Annotated in this window: 17 protein-coding genes; 10 read left to right on the top strand and 7 right to left on the bottom strand. The window is 68.5% G+C overall.

Annotation, left to right across the window (positions count from 1 at the left end):
• Positions 1–69: 69 nt before the first annotated feature.
• The 4 genes from AB0I34_RS28320 to AB0I34_RS28305 all read right to left on the bottom strand — a co-directional run bounded on the left by AB0I34_RS28320 (position 70) and on the right by AB0I34_RS28305 (position 5,313).
• Positions 70–801, bottom strand: a complete 732-nt coding sequence (locus tag AB0I34_RS28320; protein WP_360450747.1) for a hypothetical protein — start codon at positions 799–801, stop codon at positions 70–72.
• 46 nt (positions 802–847) lie between these two features.
• Positions 848–3,505 (bottom strand): FtsX-like permease family protein, encoded by a 2,658-nt coding sequence (locus tag AB0I34_RS28315; RefSeq protein ID WP_360450744.1) that lies wholly within the window; start codon positions 3,503–3,505, stop codon positions 848–850.
• The gene (locus AB0I34_RS28310) at positions 3,502–4,263 is read right to left on the bottom strand and encodes an ABC transporter ATP-binding protein (RefSeq protein WP_360450741.1); all 762 of its coding nucleotides are present in this window, start codon (positions 4,261–4,263) and stop codon (positions 3,502–3,504) included. The genes AB0I34_RS28315 and AB0I34_RS28310 overlap by 4 nt, the downstream gene beginning before the upstream one ends.
• A gap of 75 nt (positions 4,264–4,338) precedes the next feature.
• Positions 4,339–5,313 (bottom strand): helix-turn-helix domain-containing protein, encoded by a 975-nt coding sequence (locus tag AB0I34_RS28305; protein ID WP_360450739.1) that lies wholly within the window; start codon positions 5,311–5,313, stop codon positions 4,339–4,341.
• A 145-nt stretch (positions 5,314–5,458) separates the two neighbouring features.
• Between AB0I34_RS28305 and AB0I34_RS28300 the strand changes: the two genes are divergently transcribed.
• Entirely contained in the window at positions 5,459–8,842 is a 3,384-nt protein-coding gene (locus AB0I34_RS28300) for a S8 family serine peptidase (protein WP_360450736.1), read from the top strand.
• A 271-nt stretch (positions 8,843–9,113) separates the two neighbouring features.
• Here AB0I34_RS28300 and AB0I34_RS28295 read toward each other — a convergent pair whose 3' ends face one another.
• Positions 9,114–9,728, bottom strand: a complete 615-nt coding sequence (locus AB0I34_RS28295; protein ID WP_360450734.1) for a hypothetical protein — start codon at positions 9,726–9,728, stop codon at positions 9,114–9,116.
• Between the two features lie 149 nt (positions 9,729–9,877).
• On the opposite strand from AB0I34_RS28295, the gene AB0I34_RS28290 reads away from it, so the two are divergent.
• From AB0I34_RS28290 to AB0I34_RS28250, 9 genes are all read left to right on the top strand, one after another.
• Positions 9,878–10,276, top strand: coding sequence for a hypothetical protein (locus AB0I34_RS28290; protein ID WP_360450731.1), 399 nt, complete (start codon positions 9,878–9,880; stop codon positions 10,274–10,276).
• A 226-nt stretch (positions 10,277–10,502) separates the two neighbouring features.
• Positions 10,503–11,612 (top strand): GNAT family N-acetyltransferase, encoded by a 1,110-nt coding sequence (locus AB0I34_RS28285; protein WP_360450728.1) that lies wholly within the window; start codon positions 10,503–10,505, stop codon positions 11,610–11,612.
• Positions 11,584–12,534, top strand: a complete 951-nt coding sequence (locus tag AB0I34_RS28280; RefSeq protein ID WP_360450726.1) for a potassium channel family protein — start codon at positions 11,584–11,586, stop codon at positions 12,532–12,534. The genes AB0I34_RS28285 and AB0I34_RS28280 overlap by 29 nt, the downstream gene beginning before the upstream one ends.
• Positions 12,535–12,742: 208 nt before the next feature.
• Positions 12,743–12,886, top strand: coding sequence for a hypothetical protein (locus tag AB0I34_RS28275; protein ID WP_360450723.1), 144 nt, complete (start codon positions 12,743–12,745; stop codon positions 12,884–12,886).
• Between the two features lie 117 nt (positions 12,887–13,003).
• On the top strand, positions 13,004–14,044 hold the full coding sequence (locus AB0I34_RS28270) for a LacI family DNA-binding transcriptional regulator (RefSeq protein WP_360450721.1): 1,041 nt from the start codon (positions 13,004–13,006) through the stop codon (positions 14,042–14,044).
• Positions 14,041–14,964, top strand: coding sequence for a sugar ABC transporter permease (locus tag AB0I34_RS28265; RefSeq protein ID WP_360450719.1), 924 nt, complete (start codon positions 14,041–14,043; stop codon positions 14,962–14,964). The genes AB0I34_RS28270 and AB0I34_RS28265 overlap by 4 nt, the downstream gene beginning before the upstream one ends.
• Positions 14,961–15,794, top strand: coding sequence for a carbohydrate ABC transporter permease (locus tag AB0I34_RS28260; RefSeq protein ID WP_360450717.1), 834 nt, complete (start codon positions 14,961–14,963; stop codon positions 15,792–15,794). The genes AB0I34_RS28265 and AB0I34_RS28260 overlap by 4 nt, the downstream gene beginning before the upstream one ends.
• Positions 15,795–15,814: 20 nt before the next feature.
• The gene (locus AB0I34_RS28255) at positions 15,815–17,095 is read left to right on the top strand and encodes an extracellular solute-binding protein (protein WP_360450714.1); all 1,281 of its coding nucleotides are present in this window, start codon (positions 15,815–15,817) and stop codon (positions 17,093–17,095) included.
• The gene (locus AB0I34_RS28250) at positions 17,095–18,228 is read left to right on the top strand and encodes an ADP-ribosylglycohydrolase family protein (protein WP_360450711.1); all 1,134 of its coding nucleotides are present in this window, start codon (positions 17,095–17,097) and stop codon (positions 18,226–18,228) included. The genes AB0I34_RS28255 and AB0I34_RS28250 overlap by 1 nt, the downstream gene beginning before the upstream one ends.
• Before the next feature lie 3 nt (positions 18,229–18,231).
• Here AB0I34_RS28250 and AB0I34_RS28245 read toward each other — a convergent pair whose 3' ends face one another.
• Together AB0I34_RS28245 and AB0I34_RS28240 are read right to left on the bottom strand one after the other, a co-directional pair.
• Positions 18,232–19,050 carry a hypothetical protein gene (locus tag AB0I34_RS28245; RefSeq protein ID WP_360450708.1) on the bottom strand — a complete coding sequence of 273 codons (819 nt, stop codon included), beginning with the start codon at positions 19,048–19,050 and terminating at the stop codon, positions 18,232–18,234.
• Between the two features lie 12 nt (positions 19,051–19,062).
• Positions 19,063–20,625: an alkaline phosphatase D family protein gene (locus AB0I34_RS28240; RefSeq protein ID WP_360450706.1), complete on the bottom strand. Its 1,563-nt coding sequence runs from the start codon at positions 20,623–20,625 to the stop codon at positions 19,063–19,065.
• Positions 20,626–20,655: the final 30 nt, after the last annotated feature.

The following is a 20,655-nucleotide window of genomic DNA, read 5'->3' as shown; positions in this document are numbered from 1 at the left end:
GGATACCTGTCCCTTCGTGAAGGTAGCCGAGAAACGGCGGACGGGTGACCGCCGCGTGTCGCCGTCCGATTACGGAGCGGAGACGACGTCCCGCACCGACTGGGACTCCGCCGTCACCGAGCCGTCCTTGAACGCGCCGTCCACCTTCCCCTCGGTACGGCGCGTGAGCGTGAGCCGGACCCGGCACTGCGAGCTGTTCTTGCCCGGGGTCGGCGTGGTCGTCACGGGCTTGATCGAGCCCCGCGCGATGATCGCGGACGTCCGCCCGGGCTCGAGTTCGAGGCTGCCCGCTTGCACGCAGTCACCCGCCCAGCCGAGGTTCGTCGGCAACTGCGACGGCTCGCTGCTGAACCGCACGGTGATGTCCTTGCGTCGCGAGAACGTCGTACCGGCGGCCGGTGCGACCATCCGGACCCGCTCGGGCAGGACGACGGTCGATTGCGGAGCGGACTCGTTGTCGCCGCCGCGTTTGAGGCTGAAGGTGATTTCGGTCCCGGCCGCGGTCACGCCGTCCAGGCGGTTGGTGTAGCTGGTGACACCGGCGGACCGATGGTGTTTCAGCTCGGCCGACTCGCCGCCACCGCTGGCGGTGATCCCTTCGCCGTCGCCGAGTTCGACGAACGTCAGCGTGCCAACGCGGAGCGAGGCACTCACGTCGGCCTCGTCGGTGTTCTCCGGCAGCGTGACGACCATCCCTGCGGTCATTCCGCTGGTGCGGATGTCCTTCGACTCCACAGTCGAGCAGCCGGTCAGGACGAGTACGAAGGCGAGAACGGTTGCTGGGGCGGCGATTCGCTTCACAGTCCGGGAAGCTAACACCGCCAGGGATCAGCGTTCGTGAGTACAACTACTCATACTGGAGCGCTTCGAGCGGATTCAGCCTGGCCGCGCGCCGGGCCGGCCAGATCGCGGCGAAGATGCCCACCACGACCGAGACGACCGCGAAGATCACCAGTTGACCAACCGGAATCGTGAAGGTGATCTCGTCCAGCCGGGACGCCAGCAGCGACGCGAGGACGAGGCCCAGCACGATCCCGATCACCGCGCCGATCAGGGCGGTGATCACGCTCTCCTGCCGGATCATCCGCTTCACCTGCAAGCGCGTCAGCCCGATCGCGCGCAACATGCCGAGCTCCCGGGTTCGCTCGAAGACGGTCAGCACCAAGGTGTTGACGATGCCGAACAGACTCACCAGGACCGAGAGCGCGAGCAGGACATAGAGGACGTTCAGGATGCTCTTCACGTTGTCGGTCTGCGCCTTCTTGAAGGCCTCCCGCGTCATCGCCTTGGCGTTCGGGAACGTGCTCAGCGCGCTGTCCAGGGCGGCCGTGTTCTCCGCGGTCACACCGCCGCGCATATTGACGAACGTGTAGATGTTGAGCGGCTGCGAAGTGGTCGAGTCGAAGGTCTCGGTCGAGATCGTCACGTTGCCGAACGGCGATCCGCCGGCCGGCGGGCGGAAGACGCCACGGACCTGGAGTTGCAGGACCTTCCCGGTCGCCGTCTCCATCGCGAACCGTGAGCCCTGCGAGAGTGCGTGGGTGTCGGCGTACTCGGCATCGACGATCGCGCCGTCGGCACCGAGTTCGCCGAGCGACGCCTGGGAGCCGGACCGCCAGTCGAAGGTGAGCAGGCTGGGCGCCTCGGCATCGACGGCGGTGATCGTGATCGTCTTGTCGAACGCCTTCGCCTGGCCGCCGCGCACGCTGGTCTGGGACTCGACGGCCGGAACTTCGGCCACAGCGGCCGCGACGGTCGGCGGCAACGGGCTGAAGTTGTTCTGCGCGGTGATGGCGTAGTCGGCGCTGAAGATCCCGTCCACGGCCTGCTCGAACGGCTTGATGATGCCCGCGCCCAAGGTGGCCACCAGCGTGACCAGCGCGAGTCCGATCATCAGCGCGGCGGCGGTCGACGCCGTCCGATGCGGATCGCGCCGGCTGTTCTGGCCGCCGATCGCGACCGCGGGTCCGTCAGGGAGTACTCGCGGGAACTCGGCGGGCCGCCCTAGGAGCCGTCGTACCAGCCAGAGCGGGAACAAGAAGATCGGCCAGGCGATCGCGGTCAGTACGACGACCGACCAGCGGGCGACGGGATCGGACACAGCGGCGAGCGGCCGGACGAGACGGGCGGAGAACAGGGCGATGCCGATGAACAGCAGCAGTACGCCGGCACCGAGCAACGACAGCAGCGCGGTGGTCGACAATCCGTCGACGAACAATCCACTCAGCACCAGCGCGATCCCGACGCCGGCGAGCAGGGCCGCCCCCAGCGGGCGGTAGCGGTTCCAGCGACCCGGCATGAGCGTCGCGCCCTCGCGGACCGCGGCGATCGGCGGCACCCGAGTCGCGCGCCACGCAGGCCGAAGACTCGCCAGTACGGTGACCAGTACGCCGACCACCAGCGCGACGATGATCGTCCGGGTCTGGAAGACCAGTCCGTTGTTCGGCAGGGTGAAACCGACCGCGTCGAACAGCTTGAACAGCCCGGTTGCGATCGCGAGCCCGAGGAACAGCCCGACCACCGCCGAGACGAGCCCGGTCACCAGCGCTTCCAGGACGACGGTGCCGAGGATCTGGCGGCGCGAGGCCCCGAGAGTGCGCAGGGTCGCGAACTCGCGGGTCCGCTGGGCGATCGTGATCGACAGCGAGTTGGCGATCACGAACGAGCCGACGAACAGCGCGATCCCGCCGAACACCAGCAGGAACGTCTGCAGGAAGCTCAGGAAACCGCTGGTCCCGGCCGCGTCCTCGGCCGCCTGGTCCTCGGCGGACCGGACCTGCGTCGCCTCGGGCAGGATGGGTCGCACCGCGTCGAGCAGTTGCTGCTCGCTGGTTCCGTCCTTCTTCGCGATCAGGATCTGGTCCAGCTTGCCGGCCTTGTCGAGCAACCTCTGCGCGGTGCCGAGTTCGAACCCGGCCAGCGTCGCACCGCCGATCGACGACACCGCGCCGAACTCGACCAACCCGGAGATCCGCATCTGCTCGGCCGGCCCACGCGCCTGCACACCGATGGAGTCGCCGGCCGCGAATCCCTTCTCCTGCGCGCTGTGCGTGTCGATCACGACCTCGCCCGGCGCGGGCCAGGCACCGGAGACGAGGGTGAGCGAGTTGAACTGCGGCAGCGCGGGATCCACGCTGAACGCGAGGTTCGGGGCGCCGCCGAAGACGATCGCCTTGCGGTCCTTGCCGATCAGTTGCGCCTCGCCGGCCACTGCGCCCCCGGCCGCACCGACCTCGGGCAGTTCCCGGACCTGCGTGAGCAGTCCGGCGTCGAACGGCGGCGCGGTGACGGTCCCGTCCTCGGCCGCGTCGAACGCCGTCTTCCCGGTGATCGCCGCGTCGGTGTTCTTGTAGTTCTCGGTGAAGATCGAGTCGAACGCGGACGTGATCGAATCGGTCAGCACGTACGTGCCCGAGATCAGCGCGACGCCGAGGACGACGCCGATCGCGGTCAGCGCCGAGCGAAGCTTGCGGGCCAGCAACCCCTGGACCGCGAACCGGATCACTGCAGGTCCAGCGTGTCGATGATCTGCAGGATCTCGTGCTGGCTGGACCGACCCGTCTCCTTCACGATCTCGCCGTCGGCCAGGTACAGCACCCGGTCGGCCATCGCGGCCGCGCGGGCGTCATGCGTGACCATGACTGTGGTCTGGCCGTACTCGTCGACCGAGCCGCGCATCAGCGCGAGGATCTCGCCACTGGTCCGCGAGTCCAGGTTGCCGGTCGGCTCATCGGCGAACACCACCGTCGGCCGTGACACCAGGGCCCGCGCGATCGCCACCCGCTGCTGCTGGCCGCCGGACAGTTCGGCCGGCCGGTGCTCGAGGCGGTCGCCGAGTCCGACCCGCTCGACCAGATCCTCGAAGTACTGCGGATCCGGCTTCGTGCCGGCGATCGTCAGTGGCAGCACGATGTTGTCGCGGGCACTGAGCATCGGCAGCAGGTTGAAGAACTGGAAGATGAAACCGATGTGCTGACGCCGCAGCCTGGTCAGCGCGTCGTCACCGAGGGTCGTGATCTCGATCCCGTCGATCCGTACCGAGCCCGACGTCGGCCGGTCCAGCCCGGCCAGGATGTGCATCAGCGTGGACTTGCCCGAGCCGGACGGTCCCATCACCGCGGTGAGCTGTCCTGGATCGATCTGCACGCTCACGCCGCGCAAGGCCCGGACCTCGGTGTCGCCTTCGCCGTACACGCGGACGACGTCCTCCGCGTACACCACGCCGGTATTCGTGCGTGCTGCTGTCCCCTCCGTGCCGATCATCGCCCCTCCCGACGGATCAGCGGCCCCCAGCCGATCGGATCGGTCCCCGCTGCCGAGTGTGCCTCTTTCGGACGGTCAGATCCAGCCCCGCCGGGCGGCGTGGAAGCCGAGCTGGAGGCGGGTGTCGGCGGAAACCAGGTCCATCAGCGCGCGGACCCGGCGCTGGACCGTGCGCATGGACAAGTTGAGTTGGTTGGCCACCGCCTGGTCGGTGAGGCCGGCCAGGAGCAGGCCGAGGATCTTGGCGTCGAGCTCCGGGAGACCGTCCGACGAGCCCTCGACCATGCCGTTCGTGCCCAGCACCAGAGGGAGCCCGTCGCGCCACACCCGGTCGAAGAGGGCGAGCAACGCGTCGAGCATGCCGCTGCTGTGCACGATCAGCGCTCCGATGGCGCCGCCCGGTCCGGACAGCAAGGGGACGAGTGCGATGCGACGATCCACGATCAGCAACCGAAGGGGCAGTTCCTGGACGACGCGAACCTCTTCACCGGCGTTCAGCGAGTCGGACGCGGCGGCGAAGAACCCCGGCCGGTCGAACGCGCTCCGCTCGATCATCACGCGGTAGCGGACCCCACGGGTGACGGCGGCGTCCTCCTCCTTGTTGTCCTCGGGCGGCACCACGGCGATGTCCGCCTTCACGAACCCGAGGACTTCTTCCCGCGCGGACATCTGCAGCTGGGCGAACCGCTGGCCGACCGCGTTGGCGCCACGGACGACGTCCACGACGTCGCTGATCGACCGCTCGGTGTCCGTGCCCCGATAGACCTCGGCCAGCGACTCGATCTCGCGTTGCGCTCGGCGCAACTCCTCCTCGCGCTGGACCGCGAGCGCCGCGAGTGCGACCGAGGGCGGCGAGGCGACGTACCGATCCGTGCCGCTGCTCGACCGCGCGGCCAGGCCGAGTGTCTCCAACGAGGACAGCGCCCGCGCCGCCTCGACCGGATGGCAGGTGAGCCGGCTTGCCAGCTCGACGGCGTCGTACGACGGGACCTCGACGAGGGCCCGATAGGCGAGTTCTTCGGAGTCATCCAGTCCGAGCACGTCGAGCACGATGCCTCCCAGCAGACGGCGATGTGGCGGCTGGACCCTGGCGGGTACCTGAATTGTCGCAATCTTGCCAGCACAGCCACCTCCTTCGCTGGCGGTTTTGCGATGGACTGACCGGCGACAATCCGTCCCGAAGGGTGTCCTCCCCATGTTTTTCCGCTTCCTGGCGCGCAAAACCCCGGCCGGTCGCCTTCTGACCGGTGCCGCGGCCATCGCGTTGCTCGCCGCCGGCGCCGTACCCGCCGCCGCCACTGCCACTGTCACCCCGCCCACTCCGTCCACTCCGACTGCCCGGCCGACCCTGCCGGTGCAGGTCGACGCCGCGAAGGTCGTCACCCTGATCACGGGGGACAAGGTGCAGTTGTCCCCGGCCGGCTCCGGACGCAGCAACGTCCGCTTCGTCCCCGCCGATGCCTCTGACGCCGGCTACGAGACCCGCACGGTCGGCAAGGACCTGTACGTCGTACCCGACAGCGCCGCGCGACTGGTGAACAGCGGCAAGGTCGACCACGCGCTGTTCAACGTGAGCGGCCTGATCCGGCAGGGGTACGACGACGCGTCCACCAACCAGATCCCGGTCATCGCGACGTACAAGCCGACGGCGCGAGCCGCTCAGCAGGCGGTCCCGGCCGGGTCCACCCGTACGCGCACCCTGTCGTCGGTCGGCGCCGCCGCGCTGCGGACCGACAAGACCCAGGCTCACGACACCTGGCAGTCCCTCTCGACGGGTCGGGACGTCCAGAAGCTCTGGCTCGACGCGAAGGTCGGCAAGACCCTTGACCAGAGCGTCCCGTACGTCGGCGCCCCGCAAGCCTGGGCGGCCGGGTACGACGGAACCGGTACCACGGTGGCCGTGCTCGACTCCGGCGTCGACGCGGAGCACCCGGACCTGATCGGCGCGGTCAAGGCGCAGCAGAACTTCACCGACAGTCCGGACGTCGCCGACCACGACGGTCACGGCACCCACACCTCGTCGACCGTGGCCGGTCGCGGCGTGGCATCCAACGGCAAGAACAAGGGCGTCGCCCCCGGCACGCAACTGCTCGCGGGCAAGGTCCTGAACGACTTCGGCAGCGGCGAGCTGTCCTGGATCATCGCCGGGATGGAGTGGGCCGTTGCCGAGGGCGCCGATGTGATCAGCATGAGCATCGGTACGTCCGAGCCGGTCGACTGCACCGATCCGATGGCGGCCGCGGTCGACCGGATCAGCGCGGAGTCCGGCGTACTGTTCGTCGTTGCTGCCGGCAACCTCGGCGGTCCGTTCGAAGCCATCAGCAGCCCGGGATGCGCCGCGTCGGCGATGACGGTCGCGGCGACCGACCTGACCCAGACCACCGCCGACTTCTCCAGCCGGGGACCGGTGCTGGGCAATCACGCGGTCAAGCCCGACATCGCAGGACCCGGCGTGGACATCACCGCGGCCCGGGCCGGTGGGCGCGGCGACCAGGCGTACGTCGACATGAGCGGTACGTCGATGGCGACGCCGCACGTGGCCGGTGCCGCGGCGATCCTGAAGCAGCAGCACCCGGACTGGAACGGTCAGCAGCTCAAGGCTGCCCTGCAGAACTCGGTACGCTCCGAGAGCAAGGTCGGGATCTACGAGCAGGGCGCGGGTGAGCTCGACGTCGCCCAGGCGGTCACCTCGACTGTGACCGGACCGAGCACGGTCGACCTCGGGACCTTCGCCTGGCCGCACACTGCAGCTCAGAAGATCACCAAGCAGTTCACTTACCGCAACAGTGGGACGTCGCCGGTGACCCTGACGTTCGCGACCGATGCGCGCGGCAACAACGGGAAGCCGTTGCCGGATACCCTGATCCACTTCGATGCCACGTCGCTGACCGTGCCCGCCGGTGGCACCGCCGACCTCCCGGTCACCGTCGACCCGGCGGCCGCGTTGGACTACGGGCTGTACGGCGCGATCAGCGTCCGCGTGGTTGCTACTGGCAACGATGGTCGGACGGTGGTGACGCCGTTCGGGTTCTACCTCGAGCCGCAGTACGTCGACGTCACCTTCAGGCTGATCGACCGCGACGGGAAGCCGGCCTCGTCGATCAGCTCGCTGGACGTGTTCGACCTGGACAGCATCGCGGCCCAGCGGGTCGGGTTCGACGGTGCGGATCGTACGCTCCACCTGCGCGCCGGCACGTACTCTCTGGCGGCAACGATCGCCCAGGACGGCGCGGACGGCCTCGTCGACTCCTACGCGTTCCTCGGCGACCCCGAGATCACGCTGACCAAGAACACCACGATCACGTACGACGTACGGACCGCGGCCGAGGCCAAGGTGACGACGCAGCGTCCGAGCGAGCGCGGCGGCGGCAGCCTGACGTACGGGCGGGTGATCGACAACTGGATCCTCGCGTCGAGCCGCAGCTTCGGCCCGCAGGTCTCGGCGATCTACCTCGGTACGACGCCGAAGGCGCGCCGGGGCACCTTCGAGGTGATCGAGGGGTGGCAGTACGGATCACCGGCCGGCGCCAAGTCGCCGTACCTCTACAGCCTCGCGTTCACGCACGAGCAGCAGGTCCAGGGGACGCCGGATCATCGGGTCCGCGATCGCGATCTGGCGACGATCGACGCGACGTACTACACGCCGGGGAAGCCGTACAGCTACTCCGAGTACACCGACGTGTGGCGGCCGTGGAGTATCAACCTGATCCCGACCGGGACCCGGGGGACGGTGGCGGCGCCGACTCAGGTGCAGCATCTGGTCACCGCCGACCCGGACACCAAGGTGACGCAGATGGTCGGGCACGCGGATGCGATGGCGTGGCCGTTCGCGACGCTGATGACGTCGACGGCGACGGCGTACAAGCCTGGGAGCAGGCACAGCGAGAGCTGGTACAAGGCCGGGCTGCGACCGAGCATGGTGACCGACCAGACGACCGGGCAGAAGTATGCGCCCGCGGCGCGCGACGGGAACACGATCTGGAGCAACTTCCCGAGCTGGGCGGACACGCAGCCGGGTCACTTCTCGCATCAGGGCTTCCTGGATCTGGGCGGGACCGAACTGCTGGCGGACGGGGTGTCGCTGGGGCAGTACGGGTTCTACGGCCAGGGCATCTGGGACGTGCCGGCCGCGGCGACGAACCTCGAGCTCGTGTACGACCTGAACCGGTGGCAGCGGGGCGACTACAAGTGGGAGTCGCCGTCGACCGTCCAGACCCGGTGGAAGTGGAAGAGCTCGTCGGCTGACGCCGGCAAGCCGTTGCCGCTACTGTTCCCGGACTACGACATGGCGGTCGACCTGAACGACCGGGCTCCGAAGCTGCCGATCTTCCCGATCACGATCACGGCGGAGTCCGGGCACTGGTACACGGCCGGCCGGTTCACCTCGGCCCGGGTGTCGGCGTCGTACGACGATGGTGCGACCTGGGTCCAGGTCCCGGTGCTGAACCTCGGGAGCAAGGCGGTGGCCCTGGTCAACAACCTGAAGGCGACCGACTTTGTCACACTCAAGGTCGAGCTGACCGACTCCAACGGCAAGTCGGTCACGCAGACGCTGAACCATTTCTACGGAATCCACTAGAAAACCTCGAACGCCCCGGCCGTTGCATCGGCCGGGGCGTTCGTCGGTTTGTGGCATCGGACCGGGAAGCGCCTCACGGCGCGTGGCCGCTCGCAGCGGCTTATTTTGGGACCCGGGGCTTGCACCGGCCCGACACCTCGAACAGTGTAACGGGTCCCAAAACCCCTTGTCCCGTTGACATCTCGGGCTTCAAGACGCCATATCACCCGAACCTCAACTGTGCAACCACACCCTCGGCACGGCGCGTTGCGCTGGGTTGCGCGGCGTACCGTTACCAGAGTTGACCGGCGCGTTCGGCGCGGGCCGCTGTCTGCAGTTGGTCCGCGGTCTCGACGAGCTTCGAGGCCGACAGCACCCGATCGTGCCCGTCGTCGGCAAGATGCGCCCGCCCGGTCGCGACGATCCGCGCGAACGCCGCCGCCCGGTCCAGCGTGGTCGCGAAATCACCGGTCGCGACACCCCGCAGTACGGCGTCCACCATCTCCCGCACCTCGGTCGGCCCCGGCGGTTCGGCGACACCCGCGACCACCGCGTGCACCTCGGCGTACTTCCGCCCGGCGGCGAACTCGTACGACACCTCTTCAGCGTTGGAGTGCACCCACGACCGCAGCAGGTACAACCTCCAGAGTGCACCCGGCAACGAGTCCGACGGCGCATCCGACCACAGCTCAGCCAGCTCATCCAGCCCGTAGTCGTCCGCCAGTTTCACGACGCGAGCATGCACCTCGGCATCCTCCGAGTCCCGCACCCCTCGCACCAGCAACTCAGCCGTCCGATGCGCCACCTCGGTCACCGTTGCCGGATCAGCAGCCCCCGGCAACGACTCGAACAACTTGTTCCCCGGCATGATCGGCCGGCGCGGATTAGGACTACTCACACGCCCCATCGTGCCCGACCCCGCCCACCCCCGCACACCCACCCGGCCGGTCGTCGGCCACCCCTGCCGCTCGGGCTGAGTGCTGGAGCGTGCGGTCGGCCGTACTGGCGGCTCGAGAGTTCGGAGTGGAGGTCTGAGGGGTCGCTACAGTCGGGGGTATGGCGGGTGCTAAGGGTGGGCAGGGGAAGCTGGCCAAGAATCTGGTCAAGTACGGCGTGCGGTACGGGCCGTTGGCGGTTGAGGCGTTCAGGCATGGGCGGGAGCCGGCTCAGCAGGCCATGCAGGCGGCATTGGCGAAGCGGGCTGCGCGGAAGAAGGCGATCGAACACGCGCTCACTGTGCGCGACGGGTCCTTGCTCAAGATCATCCGTGAAGGGCAGGCAATCTTCTTCGTGTTCTCCGGCGACGCGATCGTCACGACGTACCCGTCTGTTCCCCAGAACACCTATCCAGAACTCCTCCGCCACGCCGACCTCGACAAGCGCGAAGCCGCGGTTGTCCTCGCCGCCCGCAAACCCAAATTCACCCCCCACCTCCCACACCTCCGCCGCCGCTAACCCCACCCCACCCCCGCGCTCACCGTCCAGCGGGGAGCCCGTGCACAGGATCTCGGGACCTCGGACATGGCAGGACCTGTCCGCGGTCACCGGATGGTGTCCGAGGGGCGGCGTGGCGGGGGTGTGGTGCGGCGTGGTGGGGAAGGTTGATGTGGGTGTAACACGGGGGACGCGGTGGGGCAACAGAGGGGGTGGAGGGTGGGACGTCTACGAGGGAGGCGTCTGCATGCTTTGGAAGATCAGGACCGAACTTGCCGATCGTCCGGGGGCGTTGGCTGAGCTTGCGGCGCGGTGTGGGGCGGATGAGATCAACATCCTGAGTCTCGAGGTGTTCACGGCCGAGGGTGGGGCCGTGGACGAGTTGGTGGTTTCGACGGGTGTCGGCTGGACGGCGGATGCTTTGACCGCACTCGCGGCCGAGGCGGGCTGCCAACGGACGACGGTCCGCCCGTGCCAGGCCGACGTACTGAGTGACGCCCCGACCCGCTACCTGCGCGCCGTACTGCGGTTGATCGATGACCCGGTGTCGGTGGATGACGAGCTCGGCAATCTGCAGGGGTTCGACGAGTACACGCCGGCCGAATGGGCCCGCGCCGACGCCCTGGTCGAGATCGCCGGACGGCTGGCCGAGCGGCTGCAGGAGACCGAGGGGCCGCGACCAGGCAGTGGCGAACCCGAGCTGCGTACGGCGACCGTCGACGACGCTGAGGCGGTCGTCGCGATGCATGAGCGGTGCTCGTTCGAGAGTCGCACCCGGCGCTACCACGTACCGATGCCGAAGCTGACCGCCCGTACCGCCCGCCACCTGTCCGCACCGGCCGGCGGCGTCTCGATCGTGGCGACCGTGGGCGAGGCCGTGATCGGGATGGCGACCGCCGCGCCCTGGGAGGAGCTCGGACGTACGACGATGGAGGTCGCCGTACTGGTCGAGGACGGCTGGCAGGGCCGTGGTCTCGGCGGGCAACTGCTCCGGCTCGTGATCGGTGCAGCGCGCGACCGAGGGGCCGACCGGGCCGTCTGTGTGGTGCAACCGGAGAACGTCGCGATGCTCCGCACGATCGAAGGTCTGCGGATGCGGACCAGAGTGGTCCAGGACAGTGACAATCTGATGGTCACCGTGGCACTGTCCGACCAGAGCCTGTCGCATGCGGTGGATCGGCCGCCGGTGCCATATCGTCGGAGTCGTGCCACCCCTTCCCTCCGGTCGCAACCCGCACGGGCTGCTGGTCAATATGCCCGCGAGCACGCGCTCGCCGCTCTTTCAGCTGTTCAGCCGAATCCTCGTCGCGCTGGGTCTGCTGACGGTGATGGTGCTGATCGTGGTGTTCGACCGTGACGGCTACAGGGACAACTACGACGGCGACGTCGGCCTGATCGACGCGATCTACTACGCGACGGTCACCCTCACCACCACCGGGTACGGCGACATCACGCCGGTGACCCCGACTGCGCGGCTCGTGAACGCGTTCATCGTCACGCCGCTGCGAATCGGGTTCCTGGTGGTGCTGGTCGGCACGACACTGGAAGTCCTGGCCAACGAGGGTCGCCGCGTCATGCGCGACACCCGATGGAGGAAGCGCATGAAGGACCACACCGTCGTCGTCGGCTACGGCACCAAGGGCCGGTCCGCCGTCCAGACGCTGATCAGCAACGGGGTGAAGCGCGACAGCATCGTGGTGATCGACCCGCGGGCACAGGCGATCGGCGACGCCGGTAACGACCAGATGGCCGCGTTCCACGGCGATGCGACGAACCGGAACGTCCTGCGCCGGGCCGAGGTGATGTCGGCACGCGAGGTGATCGTGACGACCGACCGTGACGATGCGGCGGTCCTGGTCACGCTGGCCGTCCGGCAGCTGAACGCGACCGCGCACATCGTGGTCGCGGTCCGCGAGGAGGACAACGTTCCGCTGCTGCGGCAGAGCGGCGCCGACGCGGTCGTCACCTCGTCCGAGGCGGTCGGCCGGCTGCTCGGCCTGTCCGCCGTCAGCCCGAACCTCGGCGAGGTGATGGAGGACCTGCTCACGTACGGCGAGGGCCTCGAGGTCGCCGAACGCCCGGTGCTCGGTCGCGAGGTCGGCAAGCCCCCGTCCGCGGTGCCGGACCGGGTGGTCTCGGTCGTCCGCGACGGCAAGGTGCACCGGTACTACGACTCCAACGTCTCGGTGCTGGCCGCCGGCGACAAGCTGATCGTCGTCCGCCCGGCCAAGGAGACGCCGTGGGCGGAGCGCCCCGGCGCCGACGAAGAGGACGAGTGAGAACGGCCTCGCAGTACTGTCCGTGAACACGGTTGCCGAGGGCGACGACCACGCGCCGCGTGGTTGCGCTGGGCAAGTGTTCGGATGCCGTCGGCTACCAGCCGGACCGGCAGCCCTGGATCTTAACGGTTTCTGCTCTTCCCTTGCCGAGCCGGCGGTGTTTACAGTCACGGCTGGGGGTGGACTCGGCGTACGAGTGAGGATGGTCATGAACTGGAGCAGGCCGATCAGCGTCATCGCGCTGGCCGTGATGGCACTTGTGGGTACGACCGTGACTCAGGCCCAGGCGGCCGGTCCGGGGAACGAGTGGTTCGCGCCGTCCAGCCCGGCCGCGTCGACGGCCCGCAGCTAGCTCGGCGTCACCCGCCAGCTCTCCGGCCGTCCGGTCGGCTGAGCACTTGACCGAGGGCTTTCGGCGACCTACTGTCGGGCTTGTAAACGATTACAAGAACGATTACAGGAGGCGGGCGTGAGCCGTCCGACGATCGCTGCGGTGGCCCAGGCGGCCGGCGTCTCGGTGGCGTCGGTGTCGCGCGTGCTGAACGGTCTGCCGGCCACCGAGGAGATGACCGAGCGGGTGCAGCGGGTGGTCGAGCAGCTGGGCTATGTGCCTGACTCCCGGGCGCGGTCGCTCAAGGTGGGGCGGACGTTCCAGCTGACCCTGGCGGTCGCGGACGTCGGCAACCCGGTCTACGTCACGATGATGCGCGCCGTTGAGGAGGTCGTGTCCGCGGCCGGGTATCGGCTCGTGGTGACCGCGACCGGTGCGGATGTGGTGGATGAGGTCGCGCTGGTCCGGGGGATGGCGCGCGGGTACGCCGACGGGCTGCTGATCAGCCCGATCCGGGTCGACGAGGACCTGGTCAAGTCGATCCGCGAGTGCGAGGTCCCCGTGGTCGTCGCCGGTAACGTGCCCGCAAGAGCCGGCGTCGACACGGTCCGCGCGAATTCCCCCAAAGGCATGCTCCTCGCCGTCGATCACCTGGTCGCCACAGGACGCACGAACATCGCCTTCCTGAACGGCCCCGCCGACACCGTCCCCGGCACCGCCCGAGCCAAGGGCTTCGCCGATGCGCTCCGCAAGCATGATCTCGAGCCGGCCGCTGTCGCCGAAGCCACGGACTTCACCTTCGCAGCAGGCCGCGCCGCTGCCCCCGACCTGCTGGCCGCCGCTGGAGTGGCGTCGGTGAACTCCAGTGGCGTGCGCGGGAGCGCCTCAGCAGCTCCGTTCGATGCGGTGATCTGTGCGAACGATCTTCTCGCGGTTGGGCTTATGCATGAGCTGGCGGCGGCTGAGCTGCGGGTGCCGGAGGACGTGGCTGTGGTCGGGATGGATGACAGTGAGCTCGCGGAGCAGTCGTTCCCGCCGTTGACGAGTGTGAATCTGGGGTCGGCGGAGCGGGGGCGGCGGGCGGCTGAGTTGCTGTTGGCAAGGATCGAGGACAACGACCGGAGGCCGCGGCGGATCGTCGTACAGCCGTCGTTGAGTGTGCGGAGGTCCGCCCCATGACCGCGACCATGACCGCGCCGGCGCCGACTCCGGTGCGCAAGACCGGAAAGCCGAAGCAGAACCGGGAGGCGATCTTCCTGTTCCTGCCGGCGCTGCTGCCGGTCTTGCTGCTCAGCGTCTACCCGCTGATCCGCGGCATCGCGCTCGGCTTCACCGACGCCCGCGCCGGGCTGAACGTCGACACGAACTTCATCGGCTTCGAGAACTTCTCCAAGCTCCTGCACAACGGCCTGTTCTGGGACTCGTTCCGGATCGGCATCATCTGGACCTTGTCGGTGACGATCCTGCAGTTCGTCGCCGCGCTCGGTCTGGCGCTGCTGCTGAACACGACCATCAGGTTCCGCGGCGTGGCCAGGACCCTGGCGCTGATCCCGTGGGCGATGCCGCCGGTGGTGGTCGCGATCATGTGGCGGTTGCTGCTGCACCCGACCAACGGCCCGGTCAACGAGATCCTGCAGAAGCTGCACCTGACCGACCACCCGATCAACTTCCTCGGCGACTTCACTACGGCGTTGCCGGCCGTGATCGTGGTCGGTATCTGGGTCGGCATGCCAATGACCACGATCACCCTGCTGGCCGGCCTCCAAGGCATCGACCGGACGCTGTACGAGGCGGCCGCGGTCGATGGCGCGAGCGCGTGGAGCCAGTTCTGGAACATCACGCTGCCACAGCTGCGGACCGTGATCGTCGCGATCACCAGCCTCGACATGATCTGGAACTTCAACTCGTTCGGCCTGGTCTACGTGCTGACCGCCGGCGGTCCGGGCGGCAAGACCATGCTGCCGATGCTGTTCGCCTACAACGAGGCGTTCCGGTACGGGAACTTCGGCATGGCCGCGGCGATGGGTGACGTGATGGTGGTCATCATCATCGTGTTCCTCGCCTTCTACCTACGGAACCGGCTGAGGAGCGAGGCATGAGAACACGTCCGGCCGCCCGGTTCCTGCAGTACGTCGCTGTCGTCTGCTACCTGGTGTTCCTCGGCTTCCCGCTGCTGTGGCTGATCTCGAGCTCGCTGAAGTCGCCTCGCGAGTTCGCGAGCATCACGCCGAGCCTGCTGCCCGAGCATCTCGACTTCTCCAACTACAGCGACGCGATGAACGAGCAAGGCCTGATCCGGGGTCTCGGCAACAGCCTGCAGATCTCGATCGCCAGCACGGTCCTCGTGCTCATCGTGTCGCTGCCGGTGGCGTACGCGCTGGCTCGGTTCCGCACCCGGCTGCGGCCGGTGACGAACGGCTGGATCCTGGTCAGCCAGGTGTTCCCGGTGATCCTGATCGTGATCCCGCTGTTCATGATCCTGCGGCCGCTGCACCTGACCAACACGATCCCGGGTGTGGTGATCGTCTACATGGTCTGGTCGCTGCCGTTCGCGTTGTGGATGCTGCAGGGGTACGTCGCCGCCGTACCGCGTGAGCTCGAGGAAGCGGCGTCGGTCGACGGGGCGTCCAGGGTGCGGACGATCGTGTCGATCGTGATGCCGCTGTTGCGGCCCGGGTTGATCGCGACCGCGATGTTCACGTTCATCTCGGCGTGGAACGAGTTCTTCTTCGCTCTGGTCCTGCTGCAGGACCCGGAGCTCAAGACGCTGCCGCTGGTCCTGGCGCGCTTCGTCGGCGCCGAAGGCCAGGTGCAGTTCGGTCCACTGGCAGCAGCGTCCGTCCTGGCCACCGTGCCGAGCCTGATCTTCTTCGCCTTCCTCCAACGCCGGCTGACTTCCGGTTTGTTGAGCGGCGCAGTCAAGGGTTAGAGATCCCTGAGGAGAGACACATGAAGAGAGTAGTAACCGCTCTGCTGGCGGCGGGTGCACTGGTGGCACTCGCGGCCTGTGGGAGCAACAGCGACAACGGCTCCGGTGATTCGGGGTCGAACGAGAAGGTGACGCTGAAGTTCCAGAGCCTCGCCTTCCAGAAGACGACGGTCGCCGCGACCAAGAAGATCGTCGCGGACTGGAACGGAGCGAACCCGAACATCCAGGTCGAGTACGTCCAGGGCAGCTGGGACTCGGTGCACGACCAGTTGGTCACCCAGTTCCAGGGCGGGACCGCGCCGGACGTCATCCAGGACGAGTCCGCCGACATCACCGGCTTCGCGAACCAGGGGTTCCTGGCCGACCTGTCGCCGTACCTGAGCCAGGAGACCAAGGACGCCGTACCGCAGGGGGTCTGGGACACGGTCTCCAGTGACGGCAAGACGTTCGCCGCGCCGACTCTGCTCCAGTCGTACGTCGTGTTCGGCAACGCCGCGCTGCTCAAGCAGGCCGGGATCACCGCGACCGGTGACTCGCTCAGCTGGGACGACCTGGCCGCCGACGCGAAGAAGCTGACGGCAGGCGGCAAGTACGGCCTGGGCTGGGGCCTGAAGAGCCCGACCGCGACCGTGCTGAACCTGGGCATGAACTTCGACGCGCAGTTCTTCGAGGGCTCCGGCCGGGACGCCAAGGCGAAGATCGGCGACCCCGAGCTCGAGGTGCCGAAGCGGATCAACGCGATGGCCTACACGGACAAGTCGATCGACCCGACCTCGCTGACCCAGAGCGGCTCCGACGTCCTGCCGGGCTTCTTCGCCGGCAAGTACGCGATGGTTGTCGCGGGCAACTACACCGCCCAGCAGATGGTCGAGCAGGCGCCGAAGGGCTTCCAGTGGGAGGTGCTGCCGCCGCTGAAGGGCACGAGCACCAAGCAGGCGGCGAACCCGCAGACACTGTCGGTGCCGGCCGAGGGCAAGCACATCGAGCAGTCGGCGAAGTTCATCGACTACTTCATGAAGGCCGACAACCTGGCCGCGGTCGGTCAGGGCGACTGGCTGATCCCGACCACGCAGGCGGCCCGGGACGCGATCCTGAAGACGACCGGTGGCAAGGACGGCTGGCAGCAGACGCTGGCCAGCGGTGCCGAGCTGACCAAGGCGCCGTTCCAGAGCGTGGAGAACTACCCGAAGTGGAAGGACCAGATCGCGACGCCGGCGCTGCAGGAGTACCTGGCGAACAAGACCGATCTGGCGGCACTGGGCAAGAAACTGAGCGACGGATGGGATCAGGCCAACCAGTGATGTCCTTGCTGGAACAGAAATCTACGGGTGCCCTCGTCGGCTCCGCGGTCGGTGACGCGATCGGTGGAGCCGTCGAGGGGTGGACGCCGGAGGCGATCCGGGAGCGGCACGGCGGCTGGGTGACCGGCATCGTCGGTCCGTGGTACGACGAGTGGCGGACCGCCCGGCCGATCGCGCCGTACCACAAGGGCGACGGGCACATCACCGACGACACCTTGATGACGCACGCCCTGGTCGAGGTGTACGACGAACGCCGGACGCACCTGGACGCCTACGCGATCGCCGAGTCGCTGGTGCCGAAGATGCTGACCGGGATCCGTTGGGTGCCCGAACTGGAGGCCGACGCGTTGCTGCTGCAGCGGGTGTTCCTGGCCGAGAAGTGGCTGGTCGCCCGGTTGCACTACGGGCATGTGGATCCACGCGAGGCCGGCGTCGGCAACATCGTCAACTGCGGTGCGGCGATGTACATGGCGCCGGTCGGAATCGCCAATGCCGGCGATCCCGAGGGTGCGTACGCGGAGGCGATCGATCTCGCGGGTGCGCACCAGTCGAGCTACGGGCGGGAGGCGGCCGGCGTGTTCGCGGCCGCCGTCGCCGCGGCGATGACCCCTGGCGCGACGGCCGCATCCGCGGTGGAAGCGGCGCTCATGCTGGCCAAGGACGGTACTCGAGGGGCCGTCGAGGCAGTGGCAGCCGCCGCGGACGGCCTGACCGACTGGGAGCAGGCGATTCCCGTGCTGCGCAAGGCGATCGAGCCGTTCGACACGGTCGGTCCGGACTACCGCGACCAGTCGCTGGACGCCCGGCGGCCGAGCCGGACGAAGGCGATCGAGGAGCTGCCGGTGGCCCTCGGCTTCGTGCTCGTCTCCGAGGGAGATGTACGCCGGGCAGTCCTGGGCGGCACGAACTACGGCCGGGACGCGGACTCGATCGCGTCGATGGCCGGAGCGATCACGGGTGCCCTCAGCGGACTGAACGGCGTACCGGCGGACTGGGCTGCGGACATCGCCGCGGCGAGCAAGACCGACCTCGAGCAGCCGGGCCGGGTGATGGCCGCGGTGGCGGAGGACATCCGTGCGGCCGACGCCGAACGGATGGCCCGGCGGTCGGCCGCGATGGATGCCCTGGTCTGAATGTCAGTTGCCGTAGGCCTCGAGTTCGATGATCCGGGAGTACCCGTGGTCGTTGGAGTCGTGGATGACGAGCTGGACGGCGTCGACGGCCACCGGGGCGAAGGTCACGGTGAGAAGACCCTGCACGTTGTCGCGGAACTCGCCGACGGTCGTCCAGGTGCTGCCGGTGCGGACCTGGACGTCGAAGTCGCGGATCCCCATCACGGCCGCCGGGTACTTGGCCGAGTCGAGGGTCTGCACGACGACGCGGCCGATCGTGGTCGGCTGGACGAAGTCGACGCCGTACGTGTCGGGGAAGACGCCCTTGGTGGCGTCGTGCCAGCCGCTGGCTCCCCACTGCGCGGAGTCGGTGTTGCCGTCGACTCCGCCGCACAGCTTCATGTCGCCGTTCGTGGAGGACGCGACGGCCTGCTCGCCGAGCAGCAGGTTGTCGCGCGCGGGGACGGGCTTGATCGTGACGGGCACGGACACGTGTTCGCGGCCGACACTGAGGTCGATGTCGTGCGTCGCCGGAGCCGTGCCGCGCGGCACCGTGATCTCGAGCGGCGCCTTCACCAGCTGGTCGACGGGCAGATAGCTCGAGAACTGGTGCCGGGACAGTGCCAACGAGGAGTCGCCGCTGATGCGCATGTCGGCAATGGTGGGCTTGCGGCCGGTGTTGGTCATGCCAAGGGTGAGCTTGCCGGACGGGAAGCAGGGCAGCGGCACGACCTCGACCGGCTGCGGGGTGGCGCTGATCTCGACCTGATTGTTGCTGCTGGCAACTGCGACGGCCGGGACCAGGAGAGCGAGCGGGACGGCGAGCAGAGCGGTGCGTTTCATGGGCTGATCCGTTCAGGCCAGGTGGGTTCCGGGACGGCCGTCCTCGACGACCAGGGTGGCGCGGGTGGACGCCGTACCACCGGGGGTGATGACCCGGTCGACGACGCGGTACTCCGACGTCCACTGGGAGCTGTCGAGACGGCAGCTGAGGTAGCCGCGCTGGACGCTCTGGAACTTCACGTGCGGGTTCTCGGCGAGCAGAGCCTTGCCGGTCGCGTCCGAGTCGACACCGTCCTTGCCGGACGAGATCGACGTGGTGACGAACTCGGTGCCGACCGCCGGCGTCGACGGGTCGGCGAAGTTCACGCGCAGGTCGGAAGCGACGGCGCGATGCAGGTCGCCGGTGAGCACGACGAAGTTGCGGACATGCCGGTCGCGGACGCCGGACAGTACCCGGTCCCGCGAGCCGACGTACCCGTTCCAGGTGTCCATCGGCAGTTCGAGGTCAGGACCGGTCTTGCGGTCGAGTTGGGCCATCGCGACCTGCTGGGCGACGACGTTCCAGCGGCTGCTGGAGCGGTGCAGGGTGTCGAGCAGCCAGCGTTCCTGCGCATCGCCGGTGATCGTGCGGGCCGGGTCCTGCGACACCTCGTCCGGCGGCAGCCAGCCACCGGTGCTGGTCTGGTCGTCGCGGAACTGCCGGGTGTCGAGCACGCTGAGGTCAGCGGTGCGGCCGTAGCGGAGATGCCGGTACAGCTGGATCGACGGACCGTCGGGGGACCGGTCGAGGCGCAGCGGCATGTGTTCCCAGTACGCCCGGAAGCCGTTCGCCCGACGTACGACGAAGTCGTCGTGCGGGACGCCGTCCTCGGAGATGTACCCGGCCCAGTTGCCCTCGACCTCGTGGTCGTCCAGCGTGACGATCCACGGCGCGGCGGCGTGAGCGGCCTGCAGGTCGGGGTCGGTCTTGTGCAGCGCGTACCGCGCGCGGTACTCGTCCAGCGTGAAGATCTCGCCGGCGAAGTCGACCGGGACCGGCTGGTTGCGAACGCCCGCCGTCGGCCCGACGCCGACCTCGTAGATGTAGTCGCCGAGGAACAGGACGACATCGTGGTCCCGGCGTGCGACGTCCTGGTACGCCGTGTAGAAGCCGTCGTAGTAGGCCTGGCAGGAAGCGACCGCCATCGACACCGCGGGCTGGTCGGCCGGTGCCGGCGCGGTCCGGGTGCGGCCGACCGGACTGACCTGACCGTTCGCGCGGAAGCGGTAGAAGTAGTGCCGCCACGAGCGCAGACCGCGGACGTCGACGTGCACGGTGTGGGCGTACTCCGGGCGAGCGTGGGCCGTGCCCCGGCGTACCACGTGGCGGAAAAGCTCGTCCTCGGCGACCTCCCACTCGACCCCGACCGTGCGGTCGTCCATCCCGCCGAACGGCTCGAGCGGACCCGGCGCGAGGCGGGTCCAGATGACCACGGCGTCGGGCAGCGGATCACCCGAGGCGACGCCGAGAGTGAACAGCGGGCGTTTGTCGGTGCGGTGCGGTATCCCTACTGCATCAAGACCAGCGAGGGTGCCGGTGAGGGCAAGAGCGGCGGCGGCGCCGGTGGCGGAGAGAAAGCTGCGGCGGGTGGGCATGGGACGGAGTATCTGTCCGCGGTGACACAA

It is taken from the genome of Kribbella sp. NPDC050281 (assembly GCF_040655855.1).
Lineage (GTDB): Bacteria > Actinomycetota > Actinomycetes > Propionibacteriales > Kribbellaceae > Kribbella.
Note: the sequence above shows the minus strand (reverse complement) of the source record. Positions and strands in the feature narration are given on the sequence as shown.